Source organism: Arthrobacter gandavensis, assembly GCF_039528575.1.
Classification (GTDB): domain Bacteria; phylum Actinomycetota; class Actinomycetes; order Actinomycetales; family Micrococcaceae; genus Arthrobacter_B; species Arthrobacter_B citreus_B.
Genome location: NZ_BAAALV010000001.1, coordinates 329,663 through 347,183, shown reverse-complemented (window position 1 = coordinate 347,183; position 17,521 = coordinate 329,663). Strand labels below are relative to the sequence as shown.

The following is a 17,521-nucleotide window of genomic DNA, read 5'->3' as shown; positions in this document are numbered from 1 at the left end:
GCGCCGACAGGCTGCGGCAGGTGAAAATGCCCCCGTTCCACGCCGGAGCCCGTGGCGGGACCTGCATCCCTGTTTTACCCCCAACAAAATGGCACTACTAAAAGGATCGGAGTAGTCGATGGTGACTCTTGGAGAGGTTTTTGTCAGCGAGATGCTGGGTACAGCAGCGCTGATAGTCCTGGGCTGTGGTGTAGTCGCCAACGTTGCCCTGGGTAAAACCAAAGGCAATGGCGGCGGCTTCCTGATGGTCAACTGGGGGTGGGGGCTCGGCGTGTTCGCCGGCGTCTACCTCTCTGTGATGTCCGGGGCGCACATCAACCCCGCCGTGACGGTAGGCATCATCACCGGCGGCGCGGAGGAATTCGTGCCCGGCGTGGCAGTTACCATCGGATCCACCCTCACCTACTTCGGCGGACAGATGCTCGGTGCCATCATCGGCGCCTTTGTGGCGTGGCTGGCCTATAAGAAGCAGTTCGATGAAGAGCAGGATCCGGCGAACATCCTGGGCGTGTTCTCCACCGGGCCCGCGATCCGCTCCTACGGCTGGAACGTGGTCACGGAGGTCGTCGGCACGTTCATGCTCGTGTTCGTGATTGTCGCTTTTGCCGGAACCCCCTCCGGGCTCGGCCCGCTGGCCGTTGGCCTGCTGGTTGTCGGTATCGGCGCCTCACTCGGCGGACCCACCGGGTACGCCATCAACCCGGCCCGTGACCTTGGTCCCCGCATCGTGCACGCCCTGCTGCCTATCCGCAACAAGGGCAACAGCGACTGGTCCTACTCCTGGGTTCCCGTGGTTGGGCCGCTGATCGGCGGCGCACTGGGTGGCTGGGCCGGCGGCTTCATCCCGCTGCCGGACCTCTAACCGTTACTTCGTCCGCAAGACTTACGACCTCAAAGGAGAGACCCACGTGACCGACAGCAAGCCGCAGTACGTGATCGCAATCGACCAGGGCACCACCAGCAGCCGGGCCATTGTCTTCGACCACGACGGCAAGATTGTTTCAACCGGCCAGAAGGAACATGAACAGATCTTCCCCCGCGCCGGCTGGGTCGAGCATGACCCCATGGAGATCTGGACCAACGTCCGCGAGGTGGTGGGCACCGCCCTGTCCAAGGCGAACCTGACCCGGCATGACATCGCCGCCGTCGGCATCACCAACCAGCGCGAAACGGCAGTGGTGTGGGACCGGAACACGGGCAAGCCCGTCTACAACGCAATCGTCTGGCAGGACACCCGAACCCAGCCGATCGTTGACGAACTGGCAAAGGAAGGCGGCCTGGACAGGTTCAAGGACACTGTTGGGCTGCCGCTGGCCACCTACTTCTCCGGAACCAAGATCAAGTGGATCCTGGACAACGTTGAGGGCGCCCGCGAGAAGGCCGAAAACGGCGACCTCATGTTCGGCAACACGGATTCCTGGGTTACCTGGAACCTGACCGGCGGCACGGACGGCGGTGTGCACATCACTGACGTCTCCAATGCTTCCAGGACCATGTTCATGGATCTGGACACGCTTTCCTGGGACCAGTCGATCCTGGATACCTTCGGGGTTCCGGCATCAATGCTGCCTGAAATCCGCTCCTCCTCCGAGGTCTACGGAACGGTGCACGGCTCGCAGCTGCTGCGCGAAACTCCCGTGGCCGGCATCCTGGGCGACCAGCAGGCAGCGACCTTCGGCCAGGCCGCGTTTGGCGTCGGCGATGCCAAGAACACGTACGGCACGGGTAACTTCCTCATCTTCAACACGGGTGAGGAAAAGGTCATGTCCGAAAATGGACTGCTCACCACCGTTGCCTACAAGATCGGCGACGCCGCCCCGGTCTACGCACTGGAGGGCTCCATTGCAGTCACCGGTTCACTGGTGCAGTGGCTCCGCGACAACCTCGGCATCATCAACAGTGCCCCGGAAATCGAGAAGCTGGCCAGCGCCGTCGAAGACAACGGCGGCGTCTACATTGTTCCGGCCTTCTCCGGCCTCTTCGCACCCCACTGGCGTTCAGACGCCCGCGGCGTGATCGTGGGCCTGACCCGGTTTGTGAACAAGAACCACATTGCGCGCGCCGCCCTCGAATCAACAGCCTTCCAGACCCGGGAAGTCCTTGATGCCGTGAACGCCGACTCCGGTGTACCGCTCACGGAACTGCGGGTTGACGGCGGCATGGTTGCCAACGACGCCCTCATGCAGTTCCAGGCGGACATCCTCGGAGTGGACGTAGTGCGTCCCGAAGTCGTGGAGACCACGGCACTCGGTGCCGCCTACGCCGCCGGCCTGGCAGTCGGGTTCTGGAACTCCACGGACGAGGTGGCTGCGAACTGGAATGAAGGAAAGCGCTGGACTCCGAATATGGACCAGGCAGAGCGTGAGCGGCAGATGCGGCTGTGGAGCAAGGCCGTAACCCGTACCTTCGACTGGGTTGATAAGGACGTCCTCTAGCCCAGGCGCCAAGCCTCCCAGCCGGAAACAAGCCGCTCCCGGATCAACGGATCCGGGAGCGGCTTTTTGCGTACCGATTCCCGGGTGTGTTGCGTTTGACCTGCAGGAACGCAGCCCGGTAGCGTGCTGGCAGCATCAATGGTGATGCACATCACATAGAAGCGGGACGCAGTGGCAGCTACAGCAGATACAAACGGGGTCCGGACGGTGAGGCGTCCGCGCCCGGTAGCAGTGATAGGTGCCGGTCCCAGCGGGCTGGCTGCCATGCGGGCTGTGTCTAAACGCGGACTGGACGTCGTTGGATTCGAGGCACACAACGACGTCGGCGGGCTATGGAACATTTCGAACCCCGCCAGCACGGTGTACGAGTCCGCCCACCTGATCTCCTCCCGGACCACCACGGAGTTCGCAGAGTTTCCGATGCCGGAGGGAACGCCGGACTATCCGGGCCACCGGCACCTGCTGGAGTACTTCCGTGCCTACGCCGGACATTTCGGACTCACCGGCCGCATTCGGTTTGGCACCCGCGTCACCGCCGCTCGCCAAACGGACGACGGCGGCTGGGAAGTGGCGTGGGAGGGGCCGGAGGGTGCGGGAAGCGGTCGGTTCAGCGCCGTCGTCGTCGCGTCCGGCACCTTGCACACCCCGTACCTGCCGGCTTTCCGGGGAGAATTCTCCGGGGAAATCCGCCATTCGGCGCAGTACAAGGAAGCCGTGGAGCTGGCCGGCAAACGGGTGCTGGTTGTGGGTGCCGGAAACAGCGGCTGCGACATAGCCGTGGACGCCGTGCACCATGCCGCTGCCGTGGATATCAGCGTCCGCCGCGGCTACTACTTTGTGCCGAAATACGTTTTTGGCCGGCCCACGGACACCCTGAACCAGGGCAAACCCCTGCCGCGGCCGCTCAAGCAGTTCCTGGACAAGCGCCTGCTGCGCATGTTCACGGGAGACCCTGCCCGTTTCGGCTTCCCGAAGCCTGACTACCGGATCTACGAATCCCATCCCGTGGTCAACTCCCTGGTCCTGCATCACCTGGGCCACGGCGACCTGTCCGTCAAGCCGGACATCGACCGGCTGGAGGGTTCCACCGTTCATTTTCGGGACGGGACGTCGGGGGAGTACGACCTGCTGCTCTGCGCCACCGGCTATGTGCTCAGCTATCCGTTCCTGGCCCCGGACCTGCTGGGCTGGACCGGAGCCTCACCCCAGCTGTACCTGAACATTTTCAGCCGCCAGGCGGAGAACCTGATGGTGGTGGGGATGGTTGAAGCCTCCGGGCTGGGCTGGGAAGGCAGATACCGCCAGGCCGAGCTGGTGGCCGCCTACCTCGCCGCGAAGCAGGAAAGGGCGGAGGTGGCCGCCGCGTTCGACGCCGCTGTCCGCGGACCGTCCCCGGATGTCACGGGCGGCTACCGCTATCTGGGACTGGACCGGATGAGCTACTACGTGAACAAGGATGCCTACCGGGCGCAGCTTGAGGCGCACCTCGCCAGGCTGGCAGCACCGGCGGGCGCTTCCGTTCCCGCGCCGGCGGAGGTGAACCGCTGATGTCCATCGACGACGTCGTACTTAACTTCTCTCCCGGCTCCCTGGTGATCCTGAACGTGGTCCTGGCCGTGATTATCCTGGGCATTGCCCTGGAGGTCCGTCCCGCCGACTTCCGCACAGTCGCCCGGAGCCCCAAGGCCATCCTGCTGGGCCTCGCGGCGCAGTACCTGCTCCTGCCTGCGGTGACCGTGGGAATTGCACTGGCACTGCAGGTTCCGGCCTCGATTGCCCTGGGCATGATCCTGGTGGCCTGCTGCCCGCCGGGCGGTATTTCGAACGTGCTGACCCACCGGGCGCACGGCGATGTGGCGCTGTCCGCGTCCATGACCGCCGTGTCCAACCTGGTGGCGATCATCGTGATGCCGCTCAACGTGGCCTTCTGGGCCGCGCTGAGCCCGTCCACGAACTCCCTGATGCGCGACTTTTCCCTGGACCGGGGCGGAATGCTGGTCCAGGTCCTGCTGATCATAGGAGTCCCGTTTGCGCTGGGCATGCCGCTCGCCCGCCGCTTTCCCGAGCTCACGGACCGGCTGCGGCCCTGGGTGCAGCGGATCGGACTGGTGGCGCTGCTGGCGTTCATCGTTGCCGGAACCGCCAGCAACCTTGGCCCCCTGCGCGAGCACCTCGGCACCATCTTCCTGGTGGTAGCCCTGCACGACGCCGTTGCGCTGGCCGTTGGATACTGGGCAGCCGCGGCCGTTCGGCTGAATGAAGCCAGCCGGCGGGCGGTGACGTTTGAGGTTGGTGCCCGCAACACCGGACTGGGACTGGGACTCACCCTGACCTTCTTCTCCGGGCTGGGCGGGATGGCCATGGTCGCTGCCTGGTGGGGGATCTGGGACATCCTGGCGGGGCTGGCGCTGGCCGCCTGGTGGCGCCGGCGTGATGCCCGGAAAGCCGCCAGGGCACAGGAGGCCGCACTGTGAACCGGGTATGCGTGACCGGAGGCAACGGCTTCCTGGGCAGCGCCGTCGTGTCCCGGCTGGCGGCAGACCCTGCAGTGAGCCACGTCCTGAGCCTGGACCTCCGGGAGCCCTCGGCTGAGCGGAAGGTTGACGGCGTGGTGTACGCGCTGGCGGACGTCTGCTCCCCGGACGTTGCCAAGGAGCTGCAGGAGCACCGGATCGACACCGTGGTCCACTTGGCGGCGATCGTGAATCCCGGCAGGGACACCACCCGGGAGCAGGAGTACCGCGTCGATGTTACCGGCACGCAGAACGTACTGGCCGCCTGCCTTGAATCAGGCGTGAAGCACGTGGTCATCTCATCCTCCGGCGCCGCCTACGGCTACCACGCAGACAACGCCCCGTGGCTGAACGAGTCCCACCCGCTGCGCGGCAATGACGAGTTTGCCTATTCCCGGCACAAACGCCTGGTCGAGGAGGAACTGGCCCGGCTGCGCACTGAGCACCCGGAACTGCGGCAGACCATCTTCCGGATCGGAACGATCCTGGGGGAGCGGGTCCGGAACCAGATCACGGCGCTGTTCGATGCGCCTCGGCTGCTGCGGGTGGCCGGCAGCGAGTCGCCGTTCGTCTTTATCTGGGACCAGGACGTCGCTGATGCCATGGCACAGGCCGTGATCACCGGACGCAGCGGGATCTTCAACGTGGCCGGCGACGGCGCCCTCACCGTCCGCGAGATCGCGGGGCTTCTGGGGAAACGGACACTGACGGTTCCCGCTCCGCTCCTGGCAGCCGGTCTCTGGGCGGGGCAAAAGCTGAAACTCACGGTGCACGGTCCGGAGCAGCTGCGCTTCCTGCGCTACCGTCCGGTCCTGGACAACACGGCCCTGAAACAGGAGTTCGGCTTCACCCCCACGCGAACCAGCAGGGAAGCCTTCCTCGAGTTCCGGAAAGCGCGGGAGACCGCCGGCGCCCGGCAACGATGACGGATCCGCTGCCGGCCGCAGTGGATTGCGCGGCCAGCAGCGGATCCGTGGAAAGTGCTAGAAGTAGCTCACACCATTGGTCTTGAAGGGCAGGCCCAGCCCGCCGGCCACTTCCGCCACAACCTCGGGGCAAAAGAAGTACCACTTTAGTTCCGCGACCAGCGGGGCGCCGAAGGCGGGCCGGAGCCGCAGGACGTCCGAGACCACCTCCGGTGCCCCGGGGGCATTCTTCTGCCGCTCCCACATCAGGATGATGTCCTCCCCATCGAAGTAGTGGACTGTTGACCGGTGAATCTCTGCGGCGTCCGGACCGAACGTGTCCGTCAGGGAACCGGCACGGATTTCCTCATGCCCGGTTTCAGTGGCGTTGCCAACCACCTCGGACCGTCCGCTTGCCAGGAACAGGGACACCATGGCGTCAATGTCGTAGGCGTTGAAAGCCGCGGCCAGCCGGCGCAGCAGCGCCTGGTGTCCGGGATGCCCGGCGGCGGCCCGGGGACCGGGTGCCACGGTTTCGGGGGAAGGTCCTGCAGAGTCCGTACGCGCCGCCCGCAGCGTGGCCCGGCCGCGGTGCAGGGCGGACTTGACGGCGCCGGGAGTCGTCTCCAGCATCTCGGCAATCTCGGCGAGGGAATAGGAGAACACATCCTTGAGGACCACACACGCCCGTTCCCGGGGAGGCAGCAGGTGCAGCAGCTGACGCAGTGCGGACTCGACTGCAAGGGCTGCCAACGGATCCTCCGCCTGGTCATCAGGAAGATCAAGGGTGGATTCTGCCCGCTCAAGGGTCACCCGGCCGCTGCGGCGCAGGGAATCGATCCACGTGTTCGTGGCGATTCGGACAAGCCATGCCTGGATATTTCGGATCGGTTCATACCGCTGCGATGCTTCCGCCAGGGCCTTCGTCAAGGTCTCCTGCAACAGGTCCTCGGCGTCCCACACGGTGGGGGTCAGGCTGCGGCAGTAGGCGTACACCGAAGCCCGGACCGGTTCCATCGCCACCAGGAAATCGCGGCGGGCCTGCCGCAGGATCACCCTGTTTTCTGCCAAAGCCTGCGTTTCGCCGGGTGTGCCGGCTTCGAAGTCCGTTCCCGTTGTCATTGCGCATCCCCTCGCTCTCCCGCCCATGGCGGTGCCTGATAAAAAGCATGGCACTGTGCCATGCCCTTACCGGGTAGACGCACAGGCAAGCCCAAAAGATACGCCGTAGCCGGCGCCTTCCGCCGCATGGCTGAAGCGCCGGAGGGGAACTGCGGATGTCCGGTCCGTTACAGCCCTGTGGCGGGCACCGCCGTCGGGCGCTGCCTGTTGTAAAGTGGAGAAATGACCGCATTGCTCCTCCTTAGATAGCCGCGTTTGTATCAAACGCGGCAGCCCCTTGCATCTGACGAGGGGCTTTTGTGTGTCTGGGGAAGAGTCAACAGCGCAGGCGGAACCGGCGGCACGCCGGAGTCCGCGGATCACCGGGATTTTCTTGAGGACAGAGGCGAAGCATAGTGAGCACGCAGTCACAGACTGACCAGTCGGAAGAGGCCGTATACAGTTTCGCGGCCATGGAGAAGAAGTGGCCGGCTGTCTGGGACGACCTTGGCGTTTTCACCCCGGCCGACGACGGTTCGAAGGAGCGCCGCTACGTCCTGGACATGTTCCCTTACCCGTCCGGCGACCTGCACATGGGCCACGCTGAAGCGTTCGCGATGGGCGACGTGGTTGCCCGCTACTGGCGCCAGCTCGGCTTCGACGTGCTGCACCCGATCGGCTGGGACTCCTTTGGCCTGCCCGCGGAAAACGCCGCGATCAAGCACAACGCGCATCCCAGCGAGTGGACGTACCGCAACATCGACACCCAGGCCGGCTCCTTCAAGCGCTACGCGATCAGCGTTGACTGGTCCCGCCGCCTGCACACTTCGGATCCGGAGTACTACCGCTGGACCCAGTGGCTGTTCACCCGTTTCTACGACCGGGGCCTGGCCTACCGCAAGAACTCCCCGGTCAACTGGTGCCCGAAGGACCAGACCGTGCTGGCCAACGAGCAGGTCGTCAACGGCGCCTGCGAACGCTGCGGCACCCAGGTCACCAAGAAGGCCCTGAACCAGTGGTATTTCAAGATCACCGACTACGCCGACCGCCTGCTGGACGACATGGAGCAGCTCAAGGGCCACTGGCCTGAGCGCGTGCTGGCCATGCAGAAGAACTGGATCGGCCGTTCTGAGGGTGCCCACGTCCGGTTCGCCATTGAGGCTGCCGGGAACAAGCCCGAAGAGCAGGTCACCGTCTTCACCACCCGCCCGGACACCCTGTACGGAGCAACGTTCTTCGTAGTGGCAGCGGATGCACCGCTGGCCCTGGACCTGGTGGACGACGAGCACCGCGACGCGCTGCTGCAGTACCGTGAGGACGTCAAGGCGCTCTCCGACATCGAACGCCAGGCCACCGACCGCACCAAGACCGGTGTCTTCACCGGCCGCTACGCGATCAACCCGCTCAACGGTGAGAAGCTGCCGGTCTGGGCAGCCGACTATGTGCTGGCCGACTACGGTACCGGCGCCATCATGGCGGTACCCGCGCACGACCAGCGCGACCTCGACTTCGCCCGCACCTTCGACCTGCCCGTCCGTGCGGTCCTGGATACCGGCGAAGAAGATCCTGCCGTTTCCGGCACCGCCACCACCGGCGAGGGCACCCTGGTGAACTCCGGTGAGCTGGACGGCCTGCCGAAGTCCGAAGCCATTCCCGCGGCGATCCGCATCCTGGAAGAAAAGGGCACCGGCGAGAAGTTCGTGAACTTCCGCCTGCGCGACTGGCTGCTCTCCCGCCAGCGGTTCTGGGGCACCCCGATCCCCATCATCCACTGCGAAAAGTGCGGCGAAGTACCGGTTCCCGATGACCAGCTGCCGGTCACCCTGCCCACCGGGCTGAAGGGTGAGGCGCTGGCTCCCAAGGGCACCTCCCCGCTGGCCTCCGTGGAAGACTGGGTCAACGTTTCCTGCCCGTCCTGCGACGGTCCGGCCAAGCGCGACACCGACACCATGGACACCTTCGTGGATTCCTCCTGGTACTTCATGCGCTTCGTTTCCCCGCACTTCACCGAGGGTCCGTTCGACCCCGAAGCTGTCCGGAACTGGATGCCCGTGGGCCAGTACGTGGGCGGCGTCGAACACGCCATCCTGCACCTGCTCTACTCCCGCTTCTTCACCAAGGTGGTGAAGGACATGGGCCTGATCGAGGCCGATGAGCCTTTCACCGCACTGCTGAACCAGGGCCAGGTGCTCAACGGCGGCAAGGCCATGTCCAAGTCGCTGGGCAACGGTGTTGACCTGGGCGAGCAGCTGGACAAGTACGGCGTCGACGCCGTGCGCCTGACCATGATCTTTGCCTCCCCGCCGGAAGACGACGTCGACTGGGCGGACGTCTCGCCGTCGGGCTCCGCCAAGTTCCTGGCCCGTGCCTGGCGCCTGGGCCAGGATGTGGTCTCCGAACCGGGTGTGGACGCCGCGGCCGGGGACAAGAAGCTGCGCTCCGTGACCCACCGGACCATTGCCGACGCCACTGAACTGCTGGATGCGGGCAAGTTCAACGTGGTGGTCGCCAAGCTGATGGAACTGGTCAACGCGACCCGCAAGACCATCGACTCCGGCGCCGGTGCATCCGACCCGGCGGTCCGCGAAGCTGCCGAGACCGTTGCCGTCATCCTGAGCCTCTTCGCCCCGTACACGGCCGAAGATCTCTGGAACGCGCTGGGCCACCCGGCATCGGTCGCCAACGCGGGCTGGCCGTCGGTCGATGAGTCCCTGCTGGTGCAGGACACCGTCACCGCGATCGTCCAGGTCAAGGGCAAGGTCCGCGACCGCCTGGAGGTTCCGGCGGACATCACCGAGGACGCGCTGCGTGAGCTGGCGCTGGCTTCGGAGCAGGTGCAGAAGACGCTCGACGGCGCCGGCATCCGCACCATCATCGTGAAGGCACCCAAGCTCGTGAACATCGTGCCTGCCTAACATGATGGACTGGGCGGCGCTGCGCGGACGGTGGTTCCGCTCCCGGGAATCCGGGGGTGAACCTGTTCTCCGTCCGCGCGTCGCCGTCGTTACCGACTCATCCTGTTCGCTGCCTGAGCAGTGGGCGGAGAGCCCGCAGCTGGCTTCGCTCGTGCGGGTTGTCTCGATGCCGGTCATGATCGGTGACCAGATCTACGGCGAGGGCACCGACAGGATGATCGGTGCCCTGGCGCTGGCCCTCGCCCAGGGACAGGACGTACGTACCTCCCGCCCGGCGCCTGGCCAGTTTGAAGCCCTCTACGCGAAGCTGGCGGCCGAGGGTTTCGAAGCCGTAGTCTCGGTCCATCTTTCCTCCAAGCTCTCCGGAACGGCGGATTCCGCCCGGCTTGCCGCCCGCACCGCCCCACTTCCGGTGACCGTGGTGGACACAGCATCGGTCGCCATGGGGCTTGGCTATGCCGTGCAGGATGCAGCCCGGGCAGCAGCTGCCGGAGCCGAAGCGGCCGGCGTCGTCGCCGCGGCGCGCGCCAGCGCTGAAGCCGCACACATCCTTTTCTATGTACCCAGCCTTGAGCAGCTTCGCCGCGGCGGCCGCATCGGCGCTGCAGCAGGCTGGTTTGGCACTCTCTTTGCCGTCAAACCGATTCTGGCGATCCGGGACGGACTGGTCGTTCCGCTGGAGCGCGTCCGGACCGCACCCAAGGCCCTGGCCCGGCTGGAAGAACTCTCCCGGGAGGAACTTGCCCGCCGAACCGGCCCGGTGCGCGTGGCTGTCCATCATTTTGGCAACGAAGCAGAGGCGGAACGTCTGGCTTCTGCCGTGATCCGTGAAGTGCCGGAAGCCCAGGTGCTGCTCTGCCCCCTGCCTGCAGTGCTTGCCGCGCATGCGGGCCTGGGCGTGCTGGCGGTTGCTATTGCACCCAGTACGTCGACTGGGCGGGCGCCAGGTGCTGCCGATACCGGGAGTGTCGCCGCGGCGGGTGGTTCCCCGGCCGGCGGTGCCGAGAAGAAGCGGGGCCCGGGACCCGCCGGGGGCGCAGGCGAGGCCGGTGACGTGCCGGGCACGGTGGGCCGGCCAGCCGCCCGTCCCGGGGACCTCGACCGGGATATCGACTAACCCTGCGGCAGCTTCGACGTGCCCTGCGCCGGCGTCCAGCCCCAGTTCCGACTCAGTCTTCCTGCACAGTAGGGGTCGGATAACAGGCGGCCCACAACAGCCTGCGGCGGAAACCAACGGTTCTTCCGGGACCGTAAGCTCCCCGTCATGGCCAATCACCGCTGGGATACAGAACCAACAGCCACCCTGCCTTCCCGGCTCGTTGCACGGCGGCGGGCCGTTACTGGAGGCGGGATGGACGGGGCCCGGTGGCCCGGTTCTGAGCCATCCGGCTATGGCGGTGAATCCTCCCTTTTCAAGGACGGCGAAGCCTGGGTGCTTCCCGGGCAGGTGGGCCCGGATCCGGATGGCCCCGACGGTGAGGGTGCTGAACCTGCCAGCGACAGCTTCGAGGGCGGGCCACGCCGGGAGGGTCGGAGCGGACAGCGACGGCGTTGGCGCTTCCCGCTGGGCGCCGGAATCCTTGCGGCCTGTCTTATGCTTGCGGCTGCGGCTGCGGTGCCGCTTCTGCGCGGCCGCGAGGCCGTGCTTGCGGTGGAACTAGGCTCCAGTCCGGCTGCGGGGGAAAGCACCAGTGAGGAGGAGCCGGCAGCGGACGGGCTTCAGCAACCCGGCGATGGAGCGTCGTTAGAGCCGGAACCAGCCGGCGGTGTCCTGGTGGTTCATGTTGCCGGCGCCGTAGCGGCGCCGGGACTCGTGCGTATCCCGGAGGGAGCACGCGTTGCCGACGCCGTGGCAGCAGCTGGCGGGGCCTCGGGTGAAGCCGACCTCACCCGGGTGAATCTGGCCGCGGCCATGACGGACGGCTCCATGGTTGTCATCCCGGCTGAAGGGGATCCGCCTGCCGGAGCGGTTACTGCACCATCAGGCGCTGTTGGTTCGACAGCGCCTGATGGGACCGCGGGCCAGGGAGGCGGCAGCGGCGGCCCAGCGGTGAACCTGAATACTGCCGATGAGTCCGAACTCCAGACCCTGCCGCGGGTGGGTCCCGTGCTGGCAGGCAGGATCATTGCCTGGCGCACCGAACACGGTCCGTTCCAGCGGCCGGAGGACCTGGACGCCGTGCCCGGAATCGGGGAGGCCATGCTGGCCGCACTGCTGCCCCTGATAGCCGTGTGAGTCCGGTGCGCTGGTGTCTCCACCCGTCCTGCCCTGGCCTCTTCCGCGGCATACCTGTTGCCAATGGGACGTAAGAGCCGGTGGGAACGTTACACAGCGGCTGCCACGGCCGGGGCAGCCGCTGGGGGAAACAGCAGAGCGGACGGCAGCTCCGGAGCGGAAGGGACCCGGAATCGGAAGGTCACTGATTGGCGCCGGACGGACGGAGACCGTTCTCCCGGAACCGCTGCCGGTACCGCCCTCAGGCCACACACTGAATTGCGGCTCGTCCCGGTCACCGTCTGCGCCTGGACTGCCGCTGCAGCGGCAGTCCGCCTACCGGGTCCTGCCACTCTGCTGGCCGCTGCGGCCGGGGCTGCACTGCTCCTGCTGCTTCTGCTGATGTCGCGGCGGAGGAGGACCTCACGCTTCGGGCATCCGGCGGCGGCTGCACTGGCCCCACTTGCCGTCCTGGTGCTGGTGGCCAGTTCTGCTGGGTCAGCTGTTGTGTCCCGGTCTGCCGGTCCTGCAGGTGCGGCCGTCGCCACCGGAGCCGCCATCACAGGAGAACTGGTAGCCAGCAGTGACGCCCGCCCTGCCGCCGCGGACCGGTTCAGCGGCAAGCCGCGGTATCTCCTGGAAGCAGAACTGCGCAGCTTCACCCTGGCCGGTGAACGATCACCTGCCAAGCTGCCGGTCCTGGTTATCGGCGGCGAGGCGTACGCCGGTATCCACTTGGGGGACAGCTTCAGCACTGCGGGAACTCTCAGCGCCTCCAAACCCGGCGACCGCAACGCCGCAGTGCTTCGTGTTTCCCGGACACCTGCTGTCGGCTCCGCCGGCGGGCTTTTGGCCTTTGCCACCGATCTCCGAACAGGCTTTGCTGCCCGTGCCATGACCCTGGGTGATGGGGACGCGGCGGGCCTGCTGCCCGGCATGGTGCTGGGGGACAGATCGGCTGCCCCGGAGGACCTCACCAAGGCAATGCAGGACACCGGGCTCACACACCTTACAGCGGTGTCAGGAGCGAACTGCAGTTACCTGCTGGCCTTCGTGTTTCTCGTTTCGCGCTTTCTTCGGGTGCCGCGGGCTGCTGCAGCCGCCGTCGCCGTGATGGTCCTGGCCGGCTTTGTCCTGGTGGTGCGGCCCGACGCCAGTGTGCTGCGGGCAGCGGTCATGGGGTCGATCGGAACAGCGGCCGTGCTGACCGGACGGGGAAAGGTGCCCGCCGCACTGCTTTGCCTGTGCGCCACGATACTGCTCGTTGCTGACCCCTGGCTCAGCGGCAGCTACGCGTTCATTCTTTCGGTGTGCGCGACGGCGGGGCTGATCTTTCTGGGGCCGCGGCTGACTGTAGGCCTGGGCCGTTTTCTTCCGCAGCCGCTGGCGGTCCTCACCTCCGTTCCCCTCGCGGCGCAGGTTGCCTGCTCTCCGGTCCTCATCCTGCTGCAGCCGAACCTGCCCGCATACTCCCTGCCGGCCAACATAGCTGCTGCCCCGGTCGTTCCGTTCGTGACCATCGCGGGAATGGCGGCTGTCCTGCTCGGGCATCTGGCCCCGCCACTGGACTTTCCGCTGCTGCTCTCCGCGGGCGCTGGCGCCGGGTGGGTCGCGGGTGTTGCACGTTTTTTTGCCGGAGCTCCCGGCGCATTGCTGCCCTGGCTTCCCGGTCCCGCCGGTGCTGCCGCCATGGCCGGAGCAGCGGCGCTGCTCACGTTCGGAGTTATCCGGCTGGGACGCGCGCGGCAGGACCCGGCCGGCGAAACCGCGCATGGCAGGCGGAAACAGCGTCCAGGCGGCAGGTCCTCGGGAGCCGGCCACGGCTCCCGAATGTCCCGAAGCACACCAAGGACCCGGGGCGCCATCCGGTTCGGAGCGGTGCTGGCGGGAATCCTCGCCGCGGTCCTGGCAGCCTCCGCTCTCCGTTTCTTCCAGTCCGATGCCGCGAGCCGGGAGTGGATTGCCGCAGCGTGTGATGTGGGACAGGGAGATGCGCTGGCAGTTAGAACGGGGCCGCAATCGGCCATAGTGATCGACGCCGGCCCGGACCCTCCGGCACTGGACACCTGTTTGGACAGACTGGGTATCCGGACCATCGAGATGCTGGTTATTACGCATGCCCACGCCGACCACTACGCCGGGGCAGCAGCTGCCGACGATGGCAGGGAAGTGAAATCGCTGGCCTTCTCGTCATCGGAACCCGGGTTGCCGGCGGAAATCGCGGAAGTGGCCGATGAGTTCGGAGTCCGCCCCGAACGCCTGGCCAAAGGTGGGCACGGCGAGCACGGCGGGGTCCGCTGGAATGTGCTCTGGCCGCCTTCGGGCGGCTCGGGAGGAGCAACCGGGAACGGAGCCCCAACCGGGCTCGCCGAAAACGATGCCAGCGCCGTCCTTTTGGTCAGGGCGGCTGGAATAAACCTGCTCTTCACCGGTGACCTCGAAGAAGACGCTGCCCGGCAGATGCTTCGGACCAGCCCGGAACTGCGAACTGAACCGGTGCACGTGCTCAAGGTGGCACACCACGGGGCACGCAACTCCGGCGCGGTGCTGCCTGCCGAACTGAGGCCTCCGCTGGCGCTCATCTCCGTCGGGAAGGAGAACACCTATGGCCATCCCGCACCGGAAACGCTGAAGAACCTTGAGCTGGCCGGCGCCCGGATAGCCCGCACGGATCAGCTGGGCAGCTTTTTCCTGCATCTTGAGGACGGCAAACTGCTGGTCAGCGGGCTGGGCGCCGGATTCTGATGTTCCGGTCTGCCAATGCGGGCGGTGTGGCTCACGGCTTAGTTAGCCGGCAGCGATCAGGCGGCCTGCCGGGACAGGATGGTTCGCAGGTTGGCCATGGCTGCAGTGAAAACCTTTGTGCTGGCCTGGACATCGGCGGCTGCGCCCAGCCATCCGTCTTCCACGACGGAAATCGCGGCGTACGCCGCATTGGCTGCGAGGGACGCTTCATAGGCCGGGTCGCCGGTGGTGGTGCTCGAGTACTGCGGGTTGGCGGCAAGCCAGTTCCGGATGGTTGCCATAATCTGCGTGCCGGCATCAACCAGCGTTGTGGTTCCGGCGTCACGGGCGGCGGTCTGTTTGCGGGACAGCTCTGCCCGCAGCCGGGCAACCTCGGCGTTGGTGGGTCCCAGCGAAGCAAAAATGAGCGCGAAAGCGCCTGCTGCGGTGTCCCTGCCGTGCCTGGAAAGGACCTCGTTCGCTGCCTCCTGCGGCAGCACTTTCATCGGCCTTCCCACGATGGCCGCATCCCGGGAAGGGAAGTAATTAAAGAACGTGCTCCGGGAAATCATCGCCTCTTCGCAGATCTCGTCCACCGTGACCGCCGCGAAGCCGCGCTCCAAGGCACCTCGGACCGCGGCGAGTTCAACGCGGTTTTCAGTGTCGCGGCGCTTTCTCTCCCGCAGCCCAGGTACGGGGGCAGAATGTTCCACGGCCTCGGGAAGCGGTACCCAGGGGACGCTTTCCAGCCGCGAGGGGTCGTCCACTCCAACCACTTCCCGCAGCGCATCGGCAGCGGCAAGGCAGGCGGACATAGGTTCAGGAAGGTCGCGCAGCGGAATGCTCCACCAGTTCGAGGCAGCGTACAGTGCGGCGTAACCTGCCGTGACCGCAAGGATCGCTTCCGTCCGGGGCTTGCCGGGAAGCCGGGCATGCTGCGGATTGGCGCGCAGCCAGCCTTCAACGGCATCAGTGAGGCTGTACTGGACCGAGATGAGTCCGCTGGAATATTGGCGCATGGCTGCCGGCTGTTCGGTGATCAACCGGGTCCGGTCCCGCAGGACATCGGCATCGGCCGTCCGGTGGACAAGGCCTGGAACCTGCATCTCCAGCAGCCCCCGGACCAGGTCATCCGGGTACCCGGAGAGAATCGGGTGCGTCACCTCGGGTCCGGGCACGGTTAGGGGCTTGCCGATGATTGCTGCGTCGCGGGAAGGGAAATGGTTGAAGAACGTGCTCCGGGAAATATCAGCCAGGGAACAGATCATCTCAACGGTCACATGCTCATAGCCGTGTTCCAGCGCTGCACTCACGGCGGCACGCGCAACTACAGAAGGCGGCTGCCGGCGGGAGGCCTTGCGGCGGGAGGGGGTACCCTCAACTGCGGCCACGAAATCACTCTCCTCTAGGCGTATGCCTCCGCAACATTAGCGGCACCCGCCGGTGCAGACAAACTTGACTGCCGCCGCCGTCGTTGCTTTGTGTCTGTGTGGTCAGCCCACTGTGAGGGGTGCAGGCAGCACACAGGGTGTGGCAAAAACGACGACGGCGGAAGTTGGCGGGCGGGGTCCACCGTGGCAATGTTGGGGGTGATTGATCCCCTTACCTCTCCAGGAGCAGTGCATCCGTGAATCCGGCCGTGCCCAAGAAATCTTCCGCTAAACCGGCGGCAGGTACTGTCTCCTGGCGGCAGGCCGTACCGGCTCCCGTGGTGCTGTTGACGGGGCCGGAGGAGTACCTCGCCGGACGGGCGATGGAGAACATCCGCCTGCAGCAGCGCAGCCAGGCTCCGGACACGGAAGTCATCCGGATCGACGCCGCCGCCTATGCCGCCGGTGAGCTGACACTGATTGCCAGTCCTTCGCTGTTCGGCGAGGCCAAGCTGATTGAGGCTTCGAACCTGGCGCACATGAGCGAAGAGTTCCTGAACGACACTCTGGCCTATCTCCCGGATCCGGCACCGGACACGGTTCTGGTTCTGCACCACTCCGGCGGAAACCGGGGGAAGAAGCTGCTGGATGCCGTCAAGGCTGCCAAGGCACCGGTGGTGGACTGCCAGCCGTTCAAGAAGGACGCCGACAAAGCCGATTTTGTTTCCCAGGAGTTCAAGGCCGCGAAGCGCCGGATCGACGGCGGCGCAGTGCGTGCGCTGGTCAGTGCGGTGGGTTCCAGCCTGGCTGAACTCGCGTCGGCCTGCCAGCAGCTGATGAACGACACTTCCGGGGAAGTCACCGAGGAAACTGTCGAGAAATACTACGGCGGGCGGGTCGAAGCCACGGCCTTCAAGGTAGCCGACGCCGCACTGGCCGGCCGGGCGGGAGCGGCACTGTCCATGCTGCGGCATGCCCTGGCCACTGGCGTGGACCCCGTTCCGATGGTGGCAGCGCTGGCGATGAAGGTGCGGGGAGTGGCCCGGGTAGCCGACCTGCGCGGCTCATCCGCATCGTTGGCCAAAGACCTGGGGATGGCTCCCTGGCAGGTGGACCAGGCACGGCGGGACGCGCAGCGATTCTCCTCGGAATCGCTGGTGAAGGCCGTACAGGTCCTCGCCGAAGCGGACGCGCAGGTCAAGGGTGCCGGGCGTGATCCGGTGTACGCGGTGGAGCGCGCCGTTACGGTTATCGCGCTGGCTGCGTCCGGCCGCTAGGGATCACCCGCTGTTTGTGGCTGCTGCCCGCCGCCGGAAATCCGGCTCGCCTAACGCAAAAACGGC

The 17,521-nt window shown here is 66.2% G+C and carries 12 protein-coding genes; 10 read left to right on the top strand and 2 right to left on the bottom strand.

Features of this window, described 5'->3' with window-relative positions:
- The first annotated feature begins 121 nt into the window (after window positions 1-121).
- The 5 genes from ABFX29_RS01615 (at window position 122) to ABFX29_RS01595 (ending at window position 5,874) form a co-directional block, all read left to right on the top strand.
- On the top strand, window positions 122-862 hold the full coding sequence (locus tag ABFX29_RS01615; protein WP_152228387.1) for an MIP/aquaporin family protein: 741 nt from the start codon (window positions 122-124) through the stop codon (window positions 860-862).
- A gap of 46 nt (window positions 863-908) precedes the next feature.
- On the top strand, window positions 909-2,435 hold the full coding sequence (glpK, locus tag ABFX29_RS01610; RefSeq protein WP_152227827.1) for a glycerol kinase GlpK: 1,527 nt from the start codon (window positions 909-911) through the stop codon (window positions 2,433-2,435).
- 171 nt (window positions 2,436-2,606) lie between these two features.
- Window positions 2,607-3,983 carry a flavin-containing monooxygenase gene (locus ABFX29_RS01605; protein ID WP_338079092.1) on the top strand — a complete coding sequence of 459 codons (1,377 nt, stop codon included), beginning with the start codon at window positions 2,607-2,609 and terminating at the stop codon, window positions 3,981-3,983.
- The gene (locus tag ABFX29_RS01600) at window positions 3,983-4,909 is read left to right on the top strand and encodes a bile acid:sodium symporter family protein (RefSeq protein WP_152227829.1); all 927 of its coding nucleotides are present in this window, start codon (window positions 3,983-3,985) and stop codon (window positions 4,907-4,909) included. Before ABFX29_RS01605 ends, ABFX29_RS01600 begins: the two co-directional genes overlap by 1 nt.
- A complete protein-coding gene (locus tag ABFX29_RS01595) occupies window positions 4,906-5,874 on the top strand; it encodes an SDR family oxidoreductase (RefSeq protein WP_152227831.1) in 969 nt (322 codons plus the stop codon). The genes ABFX29_RS01600 and ABFX29_RS01595 overlap by 4 nt, the downstream gene beginning before the upstream one ends.
- A 57-nt stretch (window positions 5,875-5,931) precedes the next feature.
- On the opposite strand, the gene ABFX29_RS01590 is transcribed toward ABFX29_RS01595, so the two are convergent.
- Window positions 5,932-6,975, bottom strand: coding sequence for a sigma-70 family RNA polymerase sigma factor (locus ABFX29_RS01590; RefSeq protein ID WP_170287754.1), 1,044 nt, complete (start codon window positions 6,973-6,975; stop codon window positions 5,932-5,934).
- 452 nt (window positions 6,976-7,427) lie between these two features.
- Between ABFX29_RS01590 and leuS the strand changes: the two genes are divergently transcribed.
- From leuS to ABFX29_RS01570, 4 genes are all read left to right on the top strand, one after another.
- On the top strand, window positions 7,428-9,869 hold the full coding sequence (gene leuS, locus ABFX29_RS01585; RefSeq protein WP_152228389.1) for a leucine--tRNA ligase: 2,442 nt from the start codon (window positions 7,428-7,430) through the stop codon (window positions 9,867-9,869).
- A gap of 1 nt (window position 9,870) precedes the next feature.
- Window positions 9,871-10,986 (top strand): DegV family protein, encoded by a 1,116-nt coding sequence (locus ABFX29_RS01580; RefSeq protein ID WP_152227834.1) that lies wholly within the window; start codon window positions 9,871-9,873, stop codon window positions 10,984-10,986.
- A 477-nt stretch (window positions 10,987-11,463) separates the two neighbouring features.
- Window positions 11,464-12,105 carry a ComEA family DNA-binding protein gene (locus tag ABFX29_RS01575; RefSeq protein ID WP_152228390.1) on the top strand — a complete coding sequence of 214 codons (642 nt, stop codon included), beginning with the start codon at window positions 11,464-11,466 and terminating at the stop codon, window positions 12,103-12,105.
- A 258-nt stretch (window positions 12,106-12,363) separates the two neighbouring features.
- Complete coding sequence (locus ABFX29_RS01570; RefSeq protein ID WP_170287755.1) at window positions 12,364-14,829, top strand: ComEC/Rec2 family competence protein; 2,466 nt, start codon at window positions 12,364-12,366, stop codon at window positions 14,827-14,829.
- A gap of 56 nt (window positions 14,830-14,885) precedes the next feature.
- On the opposite strand, the gene ABFX29_RS01565 is transcribed toward ABFX29_RS01570, so the two are convergent.
- On the bottom strand, window positions 14,886-16,199 hold the full coding sequence (locus ABFX29_RS01565; RefSeq protein WP_211372380.1) for a TetR/AcrR family transcriptional regulator: 1,314 nt from the start codon (window positions 16,197-16,199) through the stop codon (window positions 14,886-14,888).
- 248 nt (window positions 16,200-16,447) lie between these two features.
- Between ABFX29_RS01565 and holA the strand changes: the two genes are divergently transcribed.
- On the top strand, window positions 16,448-17,455 hold the full coding sequence (gene holA, locus ABFX29_RS01560) for a DNA polymerase III subunit delta (RefSeq protein ID WP_246167455.1): 1,008 nt from the start codon (window positions 16,448-16,450) through the stop codon (window positions 17,453-17,455).
- The last annotated feature ends 66 nt before the right edge of the window (window positions 17,456-17,521 follow it).